Raw genomic sequence first — 22,641 nt, forward strand, 5'->3', positions numbered from 1 at the left:
TTAAAGGGTCAGACAATATGAAAAACTGGCAATTGCTAGAAAAAGATAAAAATGGAAATGTGATTCCAAAGGATTGCCCATAAGTTAAACAATAAATTAAATAAAGAATAAATGAAAAATACAATAAAAATAATAATGACCCTATTACCCATTTTAGCTTGTACTATGTGTTTTTCCCAAAAACCTGGAGATAATATTTCAGATCCATATGTTGATAAATTCATAGGTACTTGGGAATGGAAAAATGGAAATAATAATTTGGTTTTGATTTTAAAAAAGGAAAATATACTCTATCCAACTGGTATGACTTCTGATGTTATTTTGGGATTTCATCAGTTAATAGAAAATGGAAATGTAATTGAAGATAATATTAGCTTTTCAAATACAAATTTCAATAATAGAAAGTGGAGTATTTTAGGGAATTCAGATGATAATAATTCTAATTTATTAGTAGTAGGAATAATTCATAAAGCTAAAAATAAAGGGATTGAAAGTGAAATTCAATATATTGACTCCACACATATAAAAATCATAAGCATTAAAAACTCTCCTGGTACAAAGTTAAAACCATATGATAAAACAATTTCTTTACCACAGAATATAATTTTAATAAAACAGTAGAATACCAGTACAGCCAACAAAGTATTTGCAAAAAAATCCCCGAAATCATATGTTGAATAAGGGGCTCTCTTCGTAAGTACCCAACCCTTCCCTTAGCTTCTTCTACGACAACATGTACGACCACCTATGTCTTTGCAAACGATTATGATGATAGTGATGATGGTTATTATCCACCAGATGGCTACACCTATGATGGCACAAGACCTAATGTCACTGATGATGAAGATCCGTGTGCGAAAATGTCTAAATATGGAAAGGATCCAAAAACAAAAGCTTTAATGTCTGATTTGAAAACAAAAACTAACCAGACTAAGGAATATGCTTATACTTTAAATAAGGAAAATGGCGAAGTTAAAGAAACCGCATATATTGGGGAAGATAATGGACTACATGATTTATATATAGATAACGCACCGGTAAATGCTTATATCCATTCACATGATGTTGGTGCACTTTCTATTTTTTTCTCCTGATGATTTGTTTGCATTGGCTGGTTTATACAAAAGTGGAAATATAAAAGAATTAGAAAATTTTGTAATGGGTGTTGTAACTAATTCTGGTACTCAATATTATTTAGTGATTGATAATATAGAAAACTTTGGAAATTTTGCAGAGAGCTTGTTTGATGGAAATACATTTGATAATGATATGATTAATGCATACAAAAACATGTATGTCAAAGCTTATAAAATTACAACGACAAATTCAGTATCTTCTAATGAAAATCAATTTCTAAATTATTTGTCACAAAATAGTTCTGGTCTCAAATTATTTAAAGGGTCAGACAATATGAAAAACTGGCAATTGCTAGAAAAAGATAAAAATGGAAATGTGATTCCAAAGGATTGCCCATAAGTTAAACAATAAATTAAATAAAGAATAAATGAAAAATACAATAAAAATAATAATGACCCTATTACCCATTTTAGCTTGTACTATGTGTTTTTCCCAAAAACCTGGAGATAATATTTCAGATCCATATGTTGATAAATTCATAGGTACTTGGGAATGGAAAAATGGAAATAATAATTTGGTTTTGATTTTAAAAAAGGAAAATATACTCTATCCAAATGGTATGACTTCTGATGTTATTTTGGGATTTCATCAGTTAATAGAAAATGGAAATGTAATTGAAGATAATATAAGATATTCTTCTTCCGGGTTTAAAGATAAAAAATGGAGCATAATAGGGAATTCTATAGATAATATACCAAATAGTTTGTATGTTTTTTTAAATCATGATAGTAAAAATAAAAGTATTGAAAGTGAAATTCAATATATTAATTCTACACATATAAAAATATTGAGCATTAAAAATTCTCCTGGTACAAAATTGAAACCCTTTGATAAAACAATATCTTTACCTGAAAATGTAATTTTAATACAACAGTAGAATACCAGTACAGCCAACAAAGTATTTGCAAAAAAATCCCCGAAATCACTCCATGAATAAGGGCTTTCTTCGCAAATACCCAACGGTTGGCTGTAATTTTATCAAAATACAATGAATAAAAAAAAATCACGAGATTAAAGATCAATTTGAATTATTCGAAAACTTTGTAATGAAGACAAGATAATTCAAGATGAAAAAATTCTACTTCAACTAAAAACAAACTAAATGACGCGGATTTGTAATCCGTGTCTCTTCACCAATACTTTCCCATCTAATAATTTAACTTCAAAAGCAAAATTATAAAACCATTAGCCGAAACCTATTAATAAATCGATTAAAAATGAAAATAAATAACGAACTCCTCACGAAAGGATTTATTGTAGCTGGATTGATGAATATTTCTGGTGTTTTAACTTTTTCCAGAATTTTCACCAATCCCGTTATTACCGAATTTGACAATCAAGCAATGTCAAATTTTGGATTATTAATGATTGTGCTTTGGGGTTTTGCTTATATCACTGTTTCTAAAAATTTTTATAATTTAAAATGGCTCGTTGCCGTATTTACCCTTGAAAAATTGATTTATGCAACACATTGGACAAAATGGATGACAACAAATAATCTTACAGATGTACTTGAAAAAGATAAAATGGCTGGAATATTTTATACAATTTACGGCATCAATGATTGGATCTTTTTTGTATTTTTTTTATTTGTTTTTATCCGTTTAACACGTGAAAGATTAAACTAATGACGCGGATTTTAAATCCGTACATATTATACTTTATCCTCGCTACCGCACGAATCCTTTCATGTGTTCTCATTTAAAAAGTTACAGACTTTCTATCCAAACAAACAAAACTATAATTTAAAATTGTGGTTTTTTAATCGGTGAAATTTTCTATCTTAACACTAAGTTTTGACAAAAGATTATCAAAATTTTTCCTACATTTTTTAGGATGCCTAAAAAGGGAAATAGAAAAACAATAATTTAATTTTAAATTGGTGGAGATGGTTGCAATCTAACACGTTTTCCACAAACATATCAATAGTACTATCAACATAAAAATTAAAAGTTATCTTCAAGGCGATAACTTCATTTAAAAAAAAATCAATGATGCACAAAATTACTTTTTTTATCCTGGTCTTGTTTTTTGCTAGAAGCAATGCACAAGAATTAATTATTCCTTATGAAAATCCATTTGGAATGCCTGTTGTTAATGTATCTGTGAATGGCAGTATGCATCAATTTGTTTTTGATACCGGAGCGTATAAAACAGTAATTAATTCACAAGTTTTTTCTGGTCTTTCAATTTCAAGCAAAATAGATGATGTGGGAGGAATTAATAGTGTGAGAAAATCTATGGATCAGGTTAAGTTTTCTTTTAATTTTCTCGACAAGCAGTTTGATAAAGAAGTCATTTATACTGATTTAAGTATGCTTTCGGAATTTAACTGTACTAATTCAACTATTAGCGGCATTATTGGACGTGATGTTATGGAAGATTATATAATTGAGATTAATCCCGATAAAAAAGAACTTATTTTTTATAATCCCTCTAGTTTTAACGAAGATAAAATCGCTGATTTTACTAAAATAAAATTGCGAAAGTCAAATAATCCTCGTTTTCATGTTAAAATTGGGAAACAGGGGCGATATGTATTGTTTGATACAGGAAGTGCTGGTAAATTAAGGATATCAGATTACAAACTTGACCAATATATAAAAACAACGAAACATATTGCATATAAGAAAAAAGGAAGTAGTTGGGGTATTCACGGATTCAATAATAAGGAGGATGTAATTCATACAATATACAATGCAGAAGTACAAATAGGGAAACTAAAAATAGAAAATCAAACCGTAGAAACCTCTAGAAATGATCTTAATAATATGGGGTTTGGATTTATCAGTCAGTTTATATCCTATTTAGATCTAAAAGGTAAAAAGCTATATTTAAAACAAATTGGCAAAGATTATATTAGCGAAACTCCCTTGAAAAATTTAGGTTTTTATACCAGATATGATTCTGAAAAAAAGAAAACTCATATTGTAAGTCTTTCAACAAAAAATAATCAATTGAAATTAGGGGATCATATCATTAGTATTAATGGAGAAAAACCGCCTGTTAACAATTGTGAAATGTATTCTTTTCTTCAAAAATTCTACAACATTCCCCTTAAAATTAAACTCGAAAGAGAAAATAAGGTAATTGAAATAGCGCAATCTGTTCAAAATTAAAACTTTTAATGGAAAGATAAATATCCTCGCTACCGCACGAATCCTTTCGTGTGGTTTCACTTAAACCGTACAATCTTTATATCCACTTAAACAAAACCACAACTTGAAATTGTGGTTTTTTAATTCCAAAAAATTACTATCTTAACATTAAGTTTTGACAGAGGAGTAGCAAAAGTTTTCCTTTACAATTTTTAGCAGATTAATTAAAAAAAATATAAATGGACACCTTGTTTTGGATCTGCGTGAAAATAATGCAGGTAATGAGAAAAATGCTTGGTATCACCTACCAGAAATTGAATGTACTGCTTTTCGTGCTGCTTCATTCTGCAATCACATTGGTTTTATTCTATCAATATAGAAAATATAAAAAATTATATAAAGATCTTCTTGCAAAACCTAACCAAAATAAAAATTCTTTATCTGATAATTAGTATTTGTAATTTTTACTTTAATCAATGTTAAAACGGCACCACATCTTAACATTGTGGTTTTTAATTCCCAAAAAGTCCTATCTTAACTTCAAATTAATAGCAATAAAAATTAAATACTTTTTACTTATTTTTCTTTTTTCTGACACAGCAGTTTTTTCGCAAACCAAAAGTGAAAATGTTGTTCCGAACGAGAATTTAATAACGGAGAACATTCCTGCAATTCCCAAAAGTTTAAATGAAAAAATCAAGAAATATACGGAAAGCAGAAGTGCCAACTTTACCGCAATCCACCCGAACGGAAAAGAATTGATTATGGTGACGCGGTTTGCGTCTACCATTCAACTGCATCATTTAAACTAACCTTTAGGCAACAGAAAACAGGTCACCTTTTTTGACGAACCTGTAAATTCCGCAGATTACGAATCAACGGAAGGAAAATACTTGGTCTATTCAAAAGATATTGGTGGAAATGAATTCGGACAACTTTTTAGATTAGATTTAAACACCATGGAATCTACATTGTTAACCGATGGCGGCAGATCTCAAAATGGTGGAATGCGCTGGAAAAAAGATTGTTCAGGATTTTATTTTTCATCGACTAAAAGAAATGGCGGCGATCGTGATATTTATTACATGAATCCATTGAAACCAAACGGAACCAAATTGATTCTGGAATTGAAAGGTGGCGGTTGGGGAATTTCTGATCTTTCAGCAGACGGCAAAAAAATTATTGTTAGCGAATATGTTTCAGCGAATGAATCTTACATGTATTTATTCGATACAGAAACCAAAAAACCAATGTTCATTATTCAGGGAATCAACGATGCGCGAGTTCCAGTAACAGAGGCAATTCAAATGCGTGATAAATTGAAAGCACAGGGAAATACGGTTTGGTATTTAGAAGCTAAAAATGAAGGTCATGGTTTCCGCAAAAAAGAAAATGTAGATTTTCAGAGATTGGCGGTGATCAAATTTATGCAGGAATATCTTTTAAAATAGAAAGCATAGCATCTTAAATTAATAGACCGAAACCACAGAATTTCTTCTGTGGTTTCTTATTTTTGACTAACTTTTAACTATGGAAAAATATAATCTTGGATTGGTACTTTCTGGTGGAGGAACCAAAGGTGTCGCTCATGCTGGAGTTTTAACCTTTTTGGCAGAGAAAAATATCACCGCAGATGTTTTGGCCTGCTGTAGTGCAGGATCTATTGTTGGAGCTTTGTATGGAATTGGGAAATCTGGCGAAGAAATTCTGGACTTTTTTAAATCGGTTTATTTTTTTAACTGGCGACATTTTACCTTTAACAAACCTGGTTTGGTCTCTTCTAAAATTTTTTCAAATTATCTTTATCCTATTTTTAAAGATATGACGATTGAAGAATTGGATATCAATTTGAAAATAATTGCTACAGAGCTGGTTTCAGGTGAACAGAAAATATTTAATGGCAAAGACAGGATCGTAGATGCCGTAATCGCTTCCTGCTCCATTCCAGGAATTACAGTTCCCTACATTGTCGGTAATGAAATGTTTAGTGACGGTGGAGTGTTAAATAATTTTCCGGCAGATATTATCCACCTGGATTGTAAAAAACTGGTTGGTGTTTATGTTTCGCCACCGCAAGACGTTGAAATTGGGGATTTGAACACCATAAAATCCATAACTACCAGAGCTTATGAGTTAATGTCGCATCGCACAGAGATCCATAAATTCTCTTACTGCGACTGGATCATTACTTCCAAAAAGTTAGCCAGTTATGGAACTTTCGAAAGAAATGCGACCCGATTAGAAGAGATTTTTGAGATTGGTTATCAAGCGGCAAAGTCTTCGTACGATGAAACTATATTTAAAACAGATATTTAGAATAAATTAAAATTCCCACAAATAAGGAACTAATCGCCATGAGCAGTACGGCACCAGCAGCAACGTCTTTGATAATTTTAATTCGTGCATCAAATTTTGGTTGAATAACATCGCAAAGTTTTTCTACGCATGTATTTAGAATTTCCAGACTTAAAACGGCAGAGCACATCATCAGAATTATAGCAGCGTCTACCGCCGAAACCTTTAAATAAACAATCAAAAAGAGATTGGCCAATAAAGCAAAAACTTCAATCTGGAAATTCCTTTCGGATTTCAAAATCCAAATAATTCCTTTTATAGCATTCCAAAAGCTATCGTGAATTGCTGGTTTTCTCATTACCAGTTTTTATCAATCATATAGATGAGTTGCCCCATTACGGTGGCTCCCAATAATAACTCTCTACGGTTCACTTTATCAAAAGTGTCTTCTTCTGAGTGGTGAATTTCGAAGTAGCGCTGAGAATCAGGTACTAATTCCGCCAGGGGAACACCCAAAGGTTCCATCGGTTCGATATCTGTTCCCGCATATTCCATTTCGAAATTATGAACTCCATAAGGTAAAAAGAGTGATCGCCAGGATTGAATTTGCTTACGTTTGGTTTGATCCATTACCAAAGCAATGCCGCGCGGCGTAAAACCTCCACCATCGCTTTCAATAGCAAAGAGGTGTTTTTCATTATTCTTTTTTATATTTTCAGCATATTGATTTCCGCCTCTTACCCCGTTTTCTTCATTAGCGAAACATACTACTCTGATCGTATGGTTATTTTTAATTCCTAATTTTTTGAAAGTTCGTAGTACTTCAATACTTTGAACAATTCCGGCGCCATCATCTTGTGCTCCTTCGCCAACATCCCAGGAATCCAAATGTCCGCCAACTACAATCACGCTTTTATCTTTGTTCCCGCTAATTTCTCCTATGACTGAATGAGACAGTATTTGCCCTTTCATGGTTGCATTAGAATTCAGTTTTGCATAAACTTTTTCAGTTTGTAAGGTCTTTTCCAATTCGTCTGCACTTTTTGGCCCAATAGCGACCGCAGGTATTTTCGTGGTGTCATCCGCATCATAGCGCATCATTCCAGTATGTGGTACGTCATCAAATGCCGAAGAAAGTGAACGTATAATTACGGCTTTCGCTCCTTTTTTTCCTGCCCATGAAGCGGATGCCCGGCGGTAGATCCCAGCGTCGCCATAAGCTTGCCCCGTAGAAATAAATTTTTGGTTAAATGCGTAATTGAAAAATACAATTTTACCTTTTACTTGCTCCGCAGACAATTGATCGAATTCTTCTTTATTTTTTACAAAAATAATTTCTGCTTCGACATCCTTACCCTTTGTTCCCTCTGAATTTCCTAAAGAAAGCATTTTTAAAAATCTCCATTTTCCACTTTTATCTTTGATAAATAAAGATTCTTTACCTCTTTCCCAATTCGGGACCATCACTTGTTCTTTCCAGACTTTATCAGCGCCAGCATCTTTTAATTTTTGAACCGCCCAATCAGTTGCTTTTTCGTAAGCTTGCGAACCGCTTAAACGATGTCCAATTGTTTTGGTTAATTGATGTAAATTCTGGTAAGCAGTTCCATTGACCAGGATCTCATCAGAAATATTTTTGAATTGAACTGAATCTGCTGATGTTTGTGCAAATAAAAATCCGCCTAGAAAAAGCGGAAGTAATTTTGTAATTGAATATTTCATGGATGCTACAGTTAAATTAGTAAATTCAAATTTAAAGAAAAATTATAAGAAATTGGACTTTCGTCTTTTTTAAGATTCTATTTCCATAATCTGCTCTTTAAAAAACGGCTAAATTTACTTAAGTAACTATTTCATATCATACATGAGCAGTGCAGTAACCAGTTTTGGTTCGATATAGGTACATTTTGGTGGCATCTTGATATTTTGGTCAGATACTTTTAATAAGTCATTAAAACTTACAGGAAAAATACCAAAACCGACTTTTGCTTCACCAGAATCTACACGCTCTTTAATCGTTTGTATGCCCTGAATGGTAGAATTACCTTTAAGATAAGAAATCTTATCAGTAGTTTTTGGATTTTCAATTCCCAAAATGTCTTTGATGATATATTCCTCCAGGAGATAATGATCTAAGTCATTTAGTTCATTCGGCTGCTTTCTGAAGTCATGTTTTACATGAAGAGAGTAAAATCTACCTTTGAAATACATCGAAATATGGAACTTCTGCGATGGAAAATAAGGCTGTATTCCTTTATCATGAATGAGAAAATTTTTCTCTATTTTTTTTAAAAATTCCTCATCCGACAAGCCGTTTAAGTCATGGATGAAACGGTTGTAATCATGAATCTTTATAGATTGGTTAGAGACAATGAAACTAAAAACATAATTATAAGGTTCTGAACCCGTTTGCTTTTTGTTTTTATCCTGCTGCCGTTTTGCATGTAGTGCAGTAGATCCTATTCTGTGATGACCGTCCGCAATATAAAAAGAATCAATCTGCTCCAATACTTCTTTAAACTGAAGCATTTTTAGCCGGTTATCGATGCGCCAGATCTTATGTCGCGTTCCATTGTCGTCTAAGTAGTTGAGAATGGGAACGTTTTTTTCTTCGTGATTCATTAACAGCTCCACTTTAGGATTTGCCATATAAGTCAATAGAACTGGCTCTGCCTGTACATTTACTTTTTCAAGATAATAGGCTAATTTTTCCTTTCTGTGCGTTAATGTTGATTCGTGCTTTTTTATTTTCCCATTCCAGAAATCCTCCACGCTTACTAAGCCGAGTAATCCTCTGAAAATAGATTTATTAGGCAAAAACTGTTCATAAAGGTAATAAGAAGAGTTGTCTTGCACTAGTTTTCTTTCGGCTAAAAGTTCTTCAAAATTTGTTCTGATTTTTCTCAAATTTCGATCAAGATCCTTCGATTTACTAACCACGTAAGGTTTAACCATTTGAATGTAAGATGATTCAACTTGAGATTTTTTATTAATTTCTTCCTGCGAGAAATTATCCAGCGGATGCGTTGGGAAAATGTCAACAAATTCTTCACTCGGTCGTATTCCTCGAAATGGTTTAAATATAGGCATATGTTATTTACAATTTCTTATTGATTGCAATAATTTGCTCCGCAAGTTCTTTGCCTATTTTTTCTTGTGCATCCTGCGTGTTTCCTCCTAAATGCGGTGAAAGTGATAAATTAGGATTCATCAGAATAGCAAGTTCGGGAGTTGGTTCATTTTCAAAAACGTCCAGTGCTGCACCTGCAATTTTCCCTGATTCAATAAACTGCATCAAAGAAACTTCATTAATCACGCCACCTCTTGCAGTATTCACGATAAAAATACCGTCTTTCATTTTTTCAAACTGAGGTGTGTCTATAATATATTCTTTTGTTTTTGGCGTATTGATACTTAGGAAGTCAAGATCTTTTAAAAACTCTTCGGTGTTATTATTGGAGGTTATTTTAAATTCTAGTTTTTGACCGTCAAAAAAATCTAAAGAAATTGTTTCCGTTTTTGGCTGTCTAGTAAGGACTTTAACCTTCATTCCTAAAGAAATTCCAATTTTTACAACTTCTTGTCCAATACCCCCAAAACCGATTACCCCCAAAGTTTTACCTTCTAATTCAACAGCTGATGAAAATGATTTTTTCAACGCGTTAAAATGCGTATCACCTTCTAGTGGCATGATTCGGTTGGATTCATGTAGAAAACGAGCCAAAGAGAAAAAATGGGCAAAAACCATTTCTGCTACAGATCTGGATGAAGCTTTTGGAGTATTGATGACATACAAACCTTTTTCAATCGCATATTCTACATCAATATTATCCATTCCAACTCCGCCACGTCCAATAATTTTCAACTCCGGACAGCTATCAATAAGGTCTTTACGAACTTTAGTAGCGCTACGTACCAATAAAACGTTTACTTTATTTTCGTTAATGAAATTGATAAGATGTTCTTGTGAAACCTTAGCTTCTAATAACTCAATTCCAGCATCTTGCAGCATCTGTTCTCCGGCTTTCGATATGCCGTCATTAGCCAATACTATCATTTATTTTAAATTTTGCATTACGTGAACTAAAACCTGAACACTCTCTATTGGCAAAGCATTATACATACTCGCACGATATCCACCTAAACTTCGGTGCCCATTTAGACCATTGATTCCTGCTTCTTTCCAGGCATTGTCAAAGGCTTCTTTTTTAGAATCATCTGTTAGTTTGAAAGAAACATTCATTAGAGAACGGTCTTCTTTTCTACAAAATGTTTCAAACAATGGGTTTCTGTCAATTTCTGTGTAAAGTAATGCTGCTTTGGCTTCGTTTCTTGCTTCAGCTGCAGCAATTCCACCATTGTTTTCTAAATGCTGTAAAGTCAATAAGGACGCGTAAACAGGGAAAACGGGTGGGGTATTGAACATTGATTCTTTTGCAATATGCAACGAATAATCAAGGTAAGACGGAATATCTCGTCCTGTGTTGCCTAATATTTCTTTCTTAATGACCACTAATGTTGTTCCTGCAGGACCCATATTTTTTTGTGCTCCAGCGTAGATCACATCAAATTGTGAGAAATCAATCACGCGGCTAAAGATATCTGAACTCATATCACAAACCATCAAGGTATCCACTTTTGGAAACTCTTTCATTTGAGTTCCGTAGATGGTGTTATTTGAGGTACAGTGGAAATAATCATATTCGCTTCCTACTGTATAATCTTTAGGGATAAAGGAATAATTCTCTTCTTTAGAAGAACCAACAACCTCTACAGTTCCTAGTTTTTTAGCTTCTTTGATAGCGCCTGCAGCCCAGGTTCCAGTATCCAAATAGGCAGCTTTTCCGTTTTCCTTTTTCATAAGATTGAAGGGAACCATTGCAAACTGCAAACTTGCACCTCCTCCTACGTAAATAACTTCATAATCATCACCCAGATTCATAAGTCTCTTAACGATTGCTCTGGCTTCATTCATTACAGGAACAAAATCTTTGCTACGGTGCGAGATTTCTAAAATAGATAATCCGATTCCGTTAAAATCCAAGATCGCTTCTGCAGATTTTTCAAATACTTCTTGTGGTAAAATGCAGGGACCTGCACTAAAGTTGTGTTTTTTGCTCATAAACGCTGATTTTTAAAAGAATTCAAGCGGCTACCTGTCGGTTGATATTCCTATATTGAAATATTACTAAATTAAAACAAAAAGCGCCCACAATAGTGGACGCGAATAATTATTCTCCGTGTAAAAAAGCTTTTTTCTCGAGTAAGCTTTCTTCTGATTCTACGTGGTCTTCATCTGGAATACAGCAATCCACGGGACAAACCGCAGCACATTGGGGTTCCTCATGGAAGCCAATGCACTCGGTGCATTTATCGGTTACAATAAAATAAACATCATCACTTACCGGCTCCTGAGGTTCATCTGCATCTATCGCTAAGCCAGATTTTAGTACGACTTTACCTTTTAGCGCAGTTCCGTCGGAGGCTTTCCAATCCACTGCTCCTTCATAGATCGCATTGTTCGGACATTCCGGTTCACAAGCGCCACAATTTATACATTCGTCTGTTATTTTAATAGCCATTGCTACTTTATTTTTTAAATTTGTACAAAATTACTAAAAATCCAGCAATTTTCCCCCATAATGAAGACAGAAAAACTAATTTTAGGACTTTGTAAACTAAGTATTTATATTAAAGAATTTTTAGACAAAAATACAGAGGTTTATAATGAAGATGATGAGCGGTTGAGCGCAATCTTACGAAGATCAGAAATCGAAAATCCTTGGTTTACTATTGAAAATCAGAAATTTGCGTTGAGTCAATGGGCGGATTTATTAACAGAGAAAAATTTGAAAAACTGGCTTTCTAGCTATAAAGTTGGTACCACTTCAAAAAAGGTGGGTTTAATTTTAGCTGGAAATATACCGATGGTTGGATTCCATGATGTGCTTTCGGTTATTTTAAGTAATCATATTCCCTTGATCAAATTGTCTTCAAAAGATAAATTACTATTGCCATTTTTATTAGAAAAATGGAATGAGTTTTCAGATGAAAATGTTCGTTATGAATTTGTGGAAAGATTGAAGGATTTTGATGCTATTATTGCAACTGGAAGTAATAATACAGCGAGATATTTAGAATATTATTTTAAAGATGCGTTGAGTGTCATCCGAAAAAATAGAACCTCAATCGCAGTTTTAAAAGGTGATGAAACGAAAGAAGAATTAGCACTGTTGGCGGACGATATTTTTAGATATTTTGGTTTAGGTTGTCGTAATGTGACCAGACTTTTTATTCCCGAAGATTTTAAGATTGATCAGATCTTTGAAAGTTTTCTGAAATTTGAATCTGTTATAAATCACAACAAATACGCTAATAATTATGAATATAATCGTGCTATTTATTTGTTAAATCAAGAAAGATTTTGGGATAATAATTTCGTAATGCTAAAAGAGGATGCAGCCTTGTTTTCGCCGCTTTCTGTCCTGAATTTTACCCGTTACCAACAAATAGAAGAAGTCGAAGAATTTATCGTTGAAAACGCTCAGAATATTCAAGCAATTGTTGCTAAACCTGAACTTGGATTAAATTCTATTAATTTTGGTGAAGCACAAAATCCAGGATTAGAAACCTATGCAGATAATGTGGATACAATGAGTTTCTTAGAAGTTATTTAGGTTTTTAAAATCTTGATTTCTTTGGGTTTAGATAGGTTGTAAACACCATTACGTTCTCTCCGAACTTAAGATGTACTCTTTCTGTAATATTTGGTAATTCAATTTGTACAAAGTCTTCGCGCTTCTCTTCGTTTTCAAAAATCAACAGTAAATTGCTGTTTTTACCTTCTGAAATCATGTTACTTTGTACTTCGGATAAAATGTATTTTTCTGCTTCCATCAGGTTTTCAACCATCTGATGAAGGTCATCGGTGAGATATTTTTCCCAGTCAGTACTTACGTTTTCGGTCGTGTGAAAAGTAATGCTTAAAACGCTCATTGTTTTTTATTTTTTTTATGATTTAAGGTGCAGAATTTGAGGCAAAATTCGGGATTTTTTTCGTAATTTAGCACGTTATTAAAATTAGAAATGTAAGAATTTTCAAGCGTAATACTAACCGCTTGATTTTCATTTTATTAAAATATTATGCATAAAGAAGGAGAAAGGTTAATTCCTATCAACATTGTTGATGAAATGAAATCCTCTTATATCGATTATTCGATGTCGGTAATCGTTTCCAGAGCGTTACCCGATGTAAGAGATGGCTTGAAACCCGTACACAGAAGAGTCCTGTACGGTATGTACGGACTCAACGTTTTTTCAAACAGAAAACATTTAAAATCAGCGAGGATTGTCGGAGACGTTCTTGGTAAGTACCACCCGCATGGTGATACCTCTGTTTATGATGCGATGGTTAGAATGGCGCAACCTTGGAGTTTGCGTTATCAGCTCGTTGACGGACAGGGTAACTTTGGTTCCATGGATGGCGATCCGCCAGCAGCTATGCGTTATACGGAAGCAAGAATGAAAAAGATTTCAGATGAAATCTTAGCAGACCTTGACAAAGATACCGTTGATTTTCAAAATAACTTTGATGATTCCATGACGGAGCCAACCGTTATGCCAACGAAAATCCCTAATCTTTTGGTTAATGGAACTTCTGGTATTGCTGTGGGAATGGCAACGAATATGGCGCCTCATAACCTTGCAGAATCGATTGATGGGATCTGTGCCTATATTGATAATCCAGAAATTACGGTGGACGAGTTAATGCAATTCATCATCGCACCAGATTTTCCTACTGGCGGAATTATATACGGGTATGATGGAGTACGTGACGCTTTACATACTGGTCGTGGTAGAATTGTTCTGCGTGCAAAAGTAGGATTTGAAGAAATTGGAAATAGAAATGCGATTATCATTACCGAAATTCCTTATCAAGTCAACAAGGCAGAAATGATTTCGAGAACTGCAGAACTTGTAAAAGATGATAAAATCCAAGGGATCTATGAAATCCGAGATGAATCTGACAGACAGGGAATGCGTGTTGTTTATGAATTGAAAAATGATGCAATTCCGAATGTGGTTTTGAATATGTTGTATAAATATACCGCATTACAAACTTCATTTAGTGTTAATAATATTGCCTTGGTTAAAGGGCGTCCGGTACAATTAAATGTAAAGGATCTAATTCTTCATTTCGTAGATCACAGACATGAAGTAATTGTTCGCAGAACGAAGTACGATTTAAGAAAAGCTAGAGAAAGGGCACATATCCTTGAAGGGTTCATGAAAGTGATCGGTACCCAGGATGATCTTGATAAAGCAATCGCAATTATCCGTCACAGTTCTAATCCTGCGGAAGCGAAGGAGGGATTGATGAAAGAATTCGATCTTTCTGATATTCAGGCGCAGGCGATATTGGATTTAAGATTGGCACGTTTAACTGGAATGGAACTCGACAAAATCCGTGCGGAATATGACGAGATCATGGCGTTAATTAATGATTTAGAAGATATTTTGGCAAATGAGCCAAGAAGGTATCAGATCATTAAAGACGAAATGCTAGACATGAAAGAAAAGTACGGTGACGAAAGAAGAACCGAAATTGATTATTCAGGTGGTGAAATGTCAATTGAGGATTTAATTCCAGATGAAAAAGTAGTTCTTACCATTTCTCACGCAGGATATATCAAAAGAACTTCTCTTTCCGAATATAAAGTGCAAAGTAGAGGTGGAGTAGGAAACAGGGCTGCAACAACCAGAGATGAAGATTTCCTGGAATATATTGTAGCAGCGACCAATCACCAATATATGCTCTTCTTTACAGAAAAAGGAAAATGTTTCTGGTTGAGAGTGTTTGAAATTCCTGAAGGATCTAAAACTTCTAAAGGTAGGGCTGTTCAGAACCTGATTAATATTGAGCCGGGTGATAAGATCAAAGCCTATATCAGAACCAATGATTTAAAGGATCAGGAATATATTAATAAAATGAATGTGGTGATGATTACAAAAAACGGTACCATCAAAAAAACATCCTTAGAAGCCTATTCAAGACCAAGAACAAATGGAGTAAATGCCATTGAAATCAGAGAAAATGATCAATTATTAGGTGCAAGATTAACTGATGGAAATTCAGAGATTATGATTGCGACCAAAAATGGTAAATGTATTCGATTCCCAGAAGAAAAAGCGAGAGCGGTAGGACGTGGTTCCATTGGAGTTCGTGGTATTTCTTTGGAAAAAGAGGACGAAGTTATTGGAATGATTGTTGTGAACGATGTTCAGAATGAAACCGTTTTAGTAGTGTCTGAACGTGGTTACGGAAAACGTACCGCTGTGGAAGATTACCGTATTACCAATCGTGGTGGTAAGGGCGTTATCACCCTAAATATTACCGAAAAAACAGGAAATTTAATTGCGATTCAAATGGTAAAAGACGATGATGGATTAATGATCATCAACAAGTCTGGTGTTGCAATTAGAATGGGAATGGATGAAATGCGTGTGATGGGTAGAAATACACAAGGGGTGAAAGTAATTAATCTGAAAAAGAATGATGAAATTGCAGCAATTGCCAAGGTAGAGATGGATAAAGAGGTTGCAGTCGAAGCTGAAGAAGACCTTAATGAGCTTCCTACAGAACATGTAGATTCTGCACATCCTGATTTTACAGACCATCCGCAAACAGGAAATAATGCTTATACAAATCTAGGAGATCCAGCAGCGCTTCAAAAAATTGAGGATGATGAAGCAAAAGATATTAATGATCTAGAAGAAAATAAGGATTCCGAAGGTGAATCCGAAGAATAATAAATCAACCAAATTTATAATTAAAATAAAATGAAAAAAATATTTTTAAGCGCAGCAATGCTTACAGTTGCATTCGCATTTGGGCAGAAAAAAGAAATAACCGCTGCAGTAAAAGCAATTGAATCAGGTGATACAACAACAGCAAATTCACAACTATCTCAAGCAGAAAGTACAATGGGCGGGAAGACTTATTTGCTGGAGCCTGCAGTTTTGGAGCAGTATTATTACGCTAAAGGTTTGTCTCTTCTGAAATCAGGGAAGACCGCTGAAGGAGCAGTTTATCTTGGAAAGATCAATGAGTTGGCCAAAAATAAAATTTATACAGGGAAAGATTCCAGTAAAAATAAAGTTTACTTTGTAGGTAAACAGGCAGCAGATGAGTCTGGAATCAGTGGACTAAAGGAAGAAACATATTCCCCATCGTTAACCGGAAAATTAGGATCATCTCTTAATCCTGCGATCGAGGCCGCAAATAAAATAGCAGTAAACGCTTATAATGCGAAAAAGTACGCGGAAGCAGCGCCGAAATTTAAAGAAGTGTATAACCTACTTAATGCTGCGGGTCAGGATAACAAGAAATATCTTTATTATGCAGGTTTAACTTATGCGCTTGCCGATAATAAGAAAGAAGCTATTGAGGTATTTAGCGAATTGATTAATTCCGGATATAATGGTATTGAAACCACTTACACGGCAAAGAACAAAAAGACCAATGAAGTTGAAAATTTAGAGAGAATTAATTGGGATTTATACAAAAAAATGGGTACTGCTGGTGAGTATACTGATTTTAAAACCGAAGTTTCAAAAAGCTTAGAGCAGGAATTGTATGAAACAAATGCGGCCTTATTGGTAGAGTCTGATCGTGCGGAAGAAGCATTAGCGATTATTGAAAAAGGATTGAAGAAGTTTCCTAACAATGCTAAATTAGCAGAGTTGCAGGGTACTGCCTACTATAAATCAGGAAAAACCAATGAATTTATTGGCAATCTTAAAGCTCAGATCGCGAAAAATCCGAATGATGCGACCAATTGGTATAATTTAGCGGTATTGCAAAGTAAGGATCCTGCAACTGAAGGTGATGCACTCATTTCTTACAAGAAAGCAGTAGAGTTAAAACCAGATTTTACACAAGCTTGGCAAAACCTTACTTATATGACAATGGGTGATGATGGTAAAGCTATTGATGATTACAATAGCGCTAAGAAAGCAGGTAAAACCGAATTAGCAAATAAAATTATTGAGGCTAGAAGAGTTAGGTTAGCTGCTACTGTTCCTTATGCTGAAAAATGGTACCAGACTGATATGAATAATATAGATGTGGTAACTTTACTCAGAGGTTTGTATTTATCAACCAAGAACGATGTGAAATTCAAAGAGTTTAAGGCGAAAGAAGAAGCAATGAAAGCGAAATAGATCATAAGTAAGATCGAATATTATAAAAAGTATATCAAATTAATTTTGTTATACTTTTTTTTTCTTATTACATCAGCTATTTTTAATAAAACTTTAAGACTCATCTTTTTCTAAATTCTTATTTTCTTTGTAAATTCACTTCAAATATAATGTTATGACTTCATCAGAAAAAATAGTGGCACTTCGCCAGCAAATGGCTTTGAACGACGTAGATGCCTTTATTATATATTCCGCAGATCCGCATATGAGTGAATACTTACCTGACGAGTGGCAAGAGCGTACTTGGCTTTCAGGTTTTACAGGTTCCGCGGGATTTGTAGTAATTACTAAACATAACGCTGGTTTATGGACCGATGGACGGTACTTTGTGCAAGCTCCCATTGAATTAAAAGGATCAGGTATTGATCTTTTTAAAGATGGTGTGGATGGAACGCCGAATTATATCGACTGGATTATTTCGGAAATTCCGGAAAATGGTACGGTCGCAGTGAATGCGATTGCAACTTCTCACTCCAACTGGGAATTATTAAAGGAAAAGCTTTCTGAAAAAAATAGAAAGTTGGTAGACTTACCTTTATTGAAAGAAATTTGGAAAGATAGAAATCGGAATGCTGCTAAGAATCCTGTTTTTGTACACCCATTAGAGAGAGCAGGGAAATCTGTGACTGAAAAACTCTGTGACATTCGCGATAAAATGGAGGATCTTGGCGCCTCAGTTCATATTATTTCAAGTTTAGATGATGTGGCTTGGACGCTCAATTTACGTGGGTCAGATGTTCAAGCGAACCCGGTGTTCTTAGGGTATATCATTTTAACTAAAAACGAAGCGAAATTATTTGTTGATTTAGAGAAATTAGATGTTGATTCCAGAAAGCAGATGGATGAGGCCGGTGTCAAAATGTTACCTTATGACGATTTCTATAAAGATTTAAAAAACTTCAGTAACGAAAAAATATTGATTTCACCTGCAGGTAATCAATCCATATTTGAGACTTTAAAAGAAGACAATACCTTCATCAAAGCAGCCGTTCCCGGAAACTTAATGAAAGCCGTTAAAAATGGGACAGAATTGGAGGGCTTTAGAACTGTAATGCAAAGAGATGGGGTTGCCATGGTGAAGTTTCTCTATTGGTTAACACACCAAGCTGGAAAGGAAACTTTAAATGAATATACAATCGGAGAGAAATTATTAGGCTTCCGAAAAGAGGGGAAAAATTTCGTGGGCGTAAGTTTCGGGAGTATTGTTGGATACAAAGAAAATGGGGCTCAAATGCATTACTCCGCAAAAAGTGAAGGAAGTAAAGAGGTGACTAATGAAGCAACTATTTTAGTAGATTCAGGGGGACAGTATTTAGAAGGAACCACCGATATTACGCGAACTTTTGCGCTTGGTACTGCTACAGAAGAATTTAAGCACAATTGTACTTTGGCGTTAAAAGGAATGATTCAGCTTTCTATGGTGAAGTTTCCGAAAGGAACCAGAGGGGTACAGCTCGATGCTTTTGCAAGAATGGCACTCTGGAAAGAAGGAAAGGATTATAACCATGGAACCGGGCACGGCGTTGGTAGTTTTATGAATGTACATGAAGGCCCGCAGAATATTAGAAAAGATATGAATTTTCAGGAATTATTACCTGGAATGGTGTTGTCCAATGAACCTGGCTTCTATTACGAAAACCATTATGGAATTCGTCATGAAAATCTGGTTGCAGTACAGGAAAAAGAAACTACGGATTTCGGAACGTTTTACGAGTTCGAAACTCTAACGATTTGTCCTTTTGACCGAAATGTAATTGAAACAGAATTATTGACAGAGCCCGAAAAACAATGGCTGAATACCTACCATCAATGGTGTAAAGATAAATTAGAAAATGATCTGGACGGCGACGTAAAAGCTTGGTTCCTGGAACAGGTCAAACCTTTATAGATAGCAAAGTGTAGATTTTTCTACACTTTTTTTTGGGCGTGACCCTTGTCCTTGCTAAGGCCTTCGCTGGGGTCGGGCTATCTGTTACAATTCCTCGTTTCGGCGCTCGCTTCGCTCGCGCCTCTACTGCGGGATTTTTACGTCTATCCCTCACGCAGATTGTTGCCAATTTAGAATTTTAGTTTGATAGATTTTGATTAAAAACTAAAAGGCTCTATTGCCTAATTTGGTCGCACTTCTGTTTCTTTAATTAAGAATATAAGTCAGCGCCTATGCGATAGGTATTGGTATGAGCATTAATAATGGTTTTAATCTCAGCAGAATATCCACCGCCCATACTGCATTGTACTGGTATTTGAAATTTTTCACAATTGGAGAATACGATTTCATCCCGCTTCTTGCAGCCTTCTAATGTACAATTTAAATTTCCTAATTTATCAGAATCTAAAATATCGACGCCACTGAGATAAAAGATAAAATCAGGTTTTTCCTGGTTAATTATTTTTGGGACAAACTTATTGATAATCTTCAGATATTCATGGTCAGAAGTTCCGGTCGGAAGTCCAATATCTAGATCAGAAACTTCTTTTTTGAACGGATAATTGGTTTGACCATGTACAGAAAATGTAAAAACGTTGTTATTATTCTGAAAAATTTCCGCAGTTCCATTTCCCTGATGTACGTCAAGATCAATGATTAGTATTTTTGAGGCTAATTTTCTTTCTAAAAGATAAGTTGCCCCAATAGCCTGATCATTCAACATGCAAAAACCTTCACCCCGATTGGTAAAAGCATGATGCGTTCCACCGGCTATATTAAATGCGATACCACTGTCAAAGGCATTTTCACATCCTGTAATGGTCCCTTGGGCAATTCGTAGTTCCCGTTCGACCAATGCTGCTGACAGGGGAAATCCTATTTTACGTATTTCTTTTTCATCGAGAGTTAAATTTAATAAACGGTCTACATATTCCCGATTATGAACAGCGTATATCGATTTTAAATCAGCAATTTCCGGCTTGAAAAAATCAGCCTCTTCTGCGATACCTTCTAATATTAATTGTTGAGGCAGTAATTCATACTTCAACATCGGGAATTTATGACCTTCTGGCACTGGATGCCTGTAAATGGGATGATAAGCAATGGACAACATTTAATAGTTATTTTAAAATTGGATAGAAGATCACAAGTCCTTAGTCAAAGTTTAAGCTGGGCTATAGAAAGAGGGTTAGGGATTGCAAAAGGTTACTTATTAAAAGATATATCTACAAATAACTAGTGATAATGCTAAATTACTAAATATCAAGTATTTAAATGGTTGAGATTATTTCCCAAGTTCATACATATATTTGATTATAGCCAATCTGGAATCAGATCTTGGATCATTTTAGTTGATATCGGGTAGATTTTAATAATATCTGGATGATCCTTGGTTAAAAACCCCATATTCGCTTCGCCTCCAGTCATCAGGAAATCTGCAAGTGCTAAATGATACGATTTTTCTGGATCAATAGTGACATCTTTTAAAGTCCAATTTTTCGTTTCTGGATTGTACTTAACAGCTTCAGAATATTGTAGAAAACCACCAGATCCTATATTATTTCGGCCCGCTTCTAAAATACGTTTTACCAAATTGCCTTTCATTTCCACTTCCATGATAGAACCACCGTAAGGCAAAGTACGGATGATATCATATTCAGTAATCGGCATTTGAAGAATGTCATCCACCCGAATTGACCCGGAATTAAGAATTGCTATATCAGCTTTTGGAACCGCCTTTTCCATCGCGGAAACGATAATTCGGGTTAAGTTTGTTTTCCCGCTGCGAATCATTTCTTCCCGTCCATCTAAAGGTTCGCCAGCTTGCCGAATAACTCTTTTAGCATTAAATCCAAGCGCTTCATAATTTATTTCACCGATATCCATCCACTTCTTTACAACCAAAGCAGTTGCTGGATCATCAATAATTGCAGTATCGATCATTCGTAATTCTGGAATAACGGAAGTCTTTTTGTTTTTTACATCAATCGTAAGATAATTTACATAAGCCGATTTTGCATTGGCGTGTGCTTTAGTAATATAGAGATCACCTATTTTTTTAAACTGCATATTATGTTCATGTCCGCCCATGATCAATGCAAGCCCAGGCACCCGACGAGCCAAAATACTGTCTTGCTCTATGGCGAGATGTGTGATCGCAACTACTGCATCACACGTTTTGTTTAATTCATTGTACAGTTTTTCGGCAACTTCAAATTCATCTGTATAAGTAACATATTCGGCTTTATTAAATGGAAGTGTTAATCCAATAAAGCCAATTTTTGCTTTGGTGCCGTCTGCATCCTTCACGTCCATAATATAACTTTCAGGAAAAGGTTCTTTACCGGAAGAAGTTGTTTTCACGAAAGGTGCAACGCCAGAAGCTGTTTTGTGAAAAGTATTGGATGCGATCCACCTAAAGCTAGATTCATTGATTCTTTCTTGAAGTTCATCTTCCTTGATATCAAACTCGTGATTTCCAAAAACTGCCAGATCCAAACCTGCGGAATTCAATGATTCTACCATTTGTCTTCCCCGAATTCGCTTACCTTCATATTTCAAACTATTGTAGACGGATGGACTTAGAAAATCACCTGCCATTACCATAAAGGTATTTGAATTTTTGGCAATCTCTTGCTTTTTTAAAGTTGAAACTCTGGCAACACCGCCCACTTTGCCGCCTTGCAGGGAAGCAATTTCATACACATCATTGATCTGAACAAAAGTTACGGCTATCTTACCGTCATCTTTAACAATAGATGAAGTTGTTCGTACCGTTTTACAGGAAGTTAAAACCAAGACAAAAATCAAAGAATAAAAAGAAATACTCGTTTTCATAGTAAAAAATTTAACTCAAGGTATTAATAATTAGTCATTTATGCAAACTGTAAATTGTGCTAGTGTAGGGATTTTAGTTTTCCA

The 22,641-nt window shown here is 34.7% G+C and carries 23 protein-coding genes; 14 read left to right on the top strand and 9 right to left on the bottom strand.

Annotation, left to right across the window (positions count from 1 at the left end):
• Window positions 1-111 precede the first annotated feature (111 nt).
• The 10 genes from FNJ88_RS12095 to FNJ88_RS12135 all read left to right on the top strand — a co-directional run bounded on the left by FNJ88_RS12095 (window position 112) and on the right by FNJ88_RS12135 (window position 6,551).
• Window positions 112-621 carry a DUF6705 family protein gene (locus tag FNJ88_RS12095; RefSeq protein WP_143853448.1) on the top strand — a complete coding sequence of 170 codons (510 nt, stop codon included), beginning with the start codon at window positions 112-114 and terminating at the stop codon, window positions 619-621.
• A gap of 239 nt (window positions 622-860) precedes the next feature.
• The gene (locus FNJ88_RS12100) at window positions 861-1,094 is read left to right on the top strand and encodes a hypothetical protein (protein ID WP_143853450.1); all 234 of its coding nucleotides are present in this window, start codon (window positions 861-863) and stop codon (window positions 1,092-1,094) included.
• On the top strand, window positions 1,042-1,476 hold the full coding sequence (locus tag FNJ88_RS12105) for a hypothetical protein (RefSeq protein WP_143853452.1): 435 nt from the start codon (window positions 1,042-1,044) through the stop codon (window positions 1,474-1,476). The genes FNJ88_RS12100 and FNJ88_RS12105 overlap by 53 nt, the downstream gene beginning before the upstream one ends.
• A 28-nt stretch (window positions 1,477-1,504) precedes the next feature.
• Window positions 1,505-2,014: a DUF6705 family protein gene (locus FNJ88_RS12110; RefSeq protein WP_143853454.1), complete on the top strand. Its 510-nt coding sequence runs from the start codon at window positions 1,505-1,507 to the stop codon at window positions 2,012-2,014.
• A gap of 340 nt (window positions 2,015-2,354) precedes the next feature.
• A complete protein-coding gene (locus tag FNJ88_RS12115) occupies window positions 2,355-2,765 on the top strand; it encodes a hypothetical protein (protein WP_143853455.1) in 411 nt (136 codons plus the stop codon).
• 363 nt (window positions 2,766-3,128) lie between these two features.
• Window positions 3,129-4,256, top strand: coding sequence for a hypothetical protein (locus FNJ88_RS12120; RefSeq protein WP_143853457.1), 1,128 nt, complete (start codon window positions 3,129-3,131; stop codon window positions 4,254-4,256).
• A gap of 218 nt (window positions 4,257-4,474) precedes the next feature.
• Window positions 4,475-4,687, top strand: a complete 213-nt coding sequence (locus FNJ88_RS12125; RefSeq protein WP_143853459.1) for a hypothetical protein — start codon at window positions 4,475-4,477, stop codon at window positions 4,685-4,687.
• A gap of 24 nt (window positions 4,688-4,711) precedes the next feature.
• Window positions 4,712-5,047, top strand: a complete 336-nt coding sequence (locus FNJ88_RS14365; RefSeq protein WP_185145827.1) for a hypothetical protein — start codon at window positions 4,712-4,714, stop codon at window positions 5,045-5,047.
• A gap of 81 nt (window positions 5,048-5,128) precedes the next feature.
• On the top strand, window positions 5,129-5,686 hold the full coding sequence (locus tag FNJ88_RS14370; protein ID WP_185145828.1) for a prolyl oligopeptidase family serine peptidase: 558 nt from the start codon (window positions 5,129-5,131) through the stop codon (window positions 5,684-5,686).
• Between the two features lie 79 nt (window positions 5,687-5,765).
• The gene (locus FNJ88_RS12135; protein WP_143853461.1) at window positions 5,766-6,551 is read left to right on the top strand and encodes a patatin-like phospholipase family protein; all 786 of its coding nucleotides are present in this window, start codon (window positions 5,766-5,768) and stop codon (window positions 6,549-6,551) included.
• Here the strand turns inward: FNJ88_RS12135 and FNJ88_RS12140 are convergent.
• The 6 genes from FNJ88_RS12140 to FNJ88_RS12165 form a co-directional block, all read right to left on the bottom strand.
• Entirely contained in the window at window positions 6,535-6,888 is a 354-nt protein-coding gene (locus FNJ88_RS12140) for a diacylglycerol kinase family protein (RefSeq protein WP_143853463.1), read from the bottom strand. The genes FNJ88_RS12135 and FNJ88_RS12140 overlap by 17 nt on opposite strands.
• A complete protein-coding gene (locus FNJ88_RS12145; protein ID WP_143853465.1) occupies window positions 6,888-8,252 on the bottom strand; it encodes a M20/M25/M40 family metallo-hydrolase in 1,365 nt (454 codons plus the stop codon). The genes FNJ88_RS12140 and FNJ88_RS12145 overlap by 1 nt, the downstream gene beginning before the upstream one ends.
• Before the next feature lie 126 nt (window positions 8,253-8,378).
• On the bottom strand, window positions 8,379-9,620 hold the full coding sequence (locus FNJ88_RS12150) for a DUF1015 domain-containing protein (RefSeq protein ID WP_143853467.1): 1,242 nt from the start codon (window positions 9,618-9,620) through the stop codon (window positions 8,379-8,381).
• Window positions 9,621-9,627: 7 nt separating this feature from the next.
• Window positions 9,628-10,587, bottom strand: a complete 960-nt coding sequence (locus FNJ88_RS12155) for a D-2-hydroxyacid dehydrogenase (protein ID WP_143853469.1) — start codon at window positions 10,585-10,587, stop codon at window positions 9,628-9,630.
• Window positions 10,588-11,652, bottom strand: coding sequence for a 3-phosphoserine/phosphohydroxythreonine transaminase (gene serC / locus FNJ88_RS12160; RefSeq protein ID WP_143853471.1), 1,065 nt, complete (start codon window positions 11,650-11,652; stop codon window positions 10,588-10,590).
• A 109-nt stretch (window positions 11,653-11,761) separates the two neighbouring features.
• A complete protein-coding gene (locus FNJ88_RS12165; protein WP_143853473.1) occupies window positions 11,762-12,112 on the bottom strand; it encodes a 4Fe-4S dicluster domain-containing protein in 351 nt (116 codons plus the stop codon).
• 60 nt (window positions 12,113-12,172) lie between these two features.
• Here FNJ88_RS12165 and FNJ88_RS12170 point away from each other — a divergent pair, with 60 nt between their 5' ends.
• Window positions 12,173-13,207, top strand: a complete 1,035-nt coding sequence (locus FNJ88_RS12170; protein ID WP_143853475.1) for an acyl-CoA reductase — start codon at window positions 12,173-12,175, stop codon at window positions 13,205-13,207.
• A gap of 4 nt (window positions 13,208-13,211) precedes the next feature.
• On the opposite strand, the gene FNJ88_RS12175 is transcribed toward FNJ88_RS12170, so the two are convergent.
• Window positions 13,212-13,526, bottom strand: coding sequence for a DUF4286 family protein (locus FNJ88_RS12175; protein ID WP_143853477.1), 315 nt, complete (start codon window positions 13,524-13,526; stop codon window positions 13,212-13,214).
• Window positions 13,527-13,673: 147 nt separating this feature from the next.
• Here FNJ88_RS12175 and gyrA point away from each other — a divergent pair, with 147 nt between their 5' ends.
• The 3 genes from gyrA to FNJ88_RS12190 all read left to right on the top strand — a co-directional run bounded on the left by gyrA (window position 13,674) and on the right by FNJ88_RS12190 (window position 19,680).
• Window positions 13,674-16,340: a DNA gyrase subunit A gene (gene gyrA / locus FNJ88_RS12180; RefSeq protein WP_143853479.1), complete on the top strand. Its 2,667-nt coding sequence runs from the start codon at window positions 13,674-13,676 to the stop codon at window positions 16,338-16,340.
• Between the two features lie 30 nt (window positions 16,341-16,370).
• Entirely contained in the window at window positions 16,371-17,753 is a 1,383-nt protein-coding gene (locus FNJ88_RS12185) for a tetratricopeptide repeat protein (protein ID WP_143853481.1), read from the top strand.
• A 154-nt stretch (window positions 17,754-17,907) separates the two neighbouring features.
• Window positions 17,908-19,680 carry an aminopeptidase P family protein gene (locus FNJ88_RS12190; protein ID WP_143853483.1) on the top strand — a complete coding sequence of 591 codons (1,773 nt, stop codon included), beginning with the start codon at window positions 17,908-17,910 and terminating at the stop codon, window positions 19,678-19,680.
• Between the two features lie 250 nt (window positions 19,681-19,930).
• Here FNJ88_RS12190 and FNJ88_RS12195 read toward each other — a convergent pair whose 3' ends face one another.
• Together FNJ88_RS12195 and FNJ88_RS12200 are read right to left on the bottom strand one after the other, a co-directional pair.
• Entirely contained in the window at window positions 19,931-20,833 is a 903-nt protein-coding gene (locus tag FNJ88_RS12195) for a histone deacetylase (protein ID WP_143853485.1), read from the bottom strand.
• A 200-nt stretch (window positions 20,834-21,033) separates the two neighbouring features.
• Entirely contained in the window at window positions 21,034-22,557 is a 1,524-nt protein-coding gene (locus FNJ88_RS12200; RefSeq protein WP_143853487.1) for a bifunctional metallophosphatase/5'-nucleotidase, read from the bottom strand.
• Window positions 22,558-22,641: the final 84 nt, after the last annotated feature.

Origin of the sequence: Chryseobacterium sp. SNU WT5 (assembly GCF_007362475.1) — a bacterium.
Taxonomy (GTDB): Bacteria; Bacteroidota; Bacteroidia; order Flavobacteriales; family Weeksellaceae; genus Kaistella.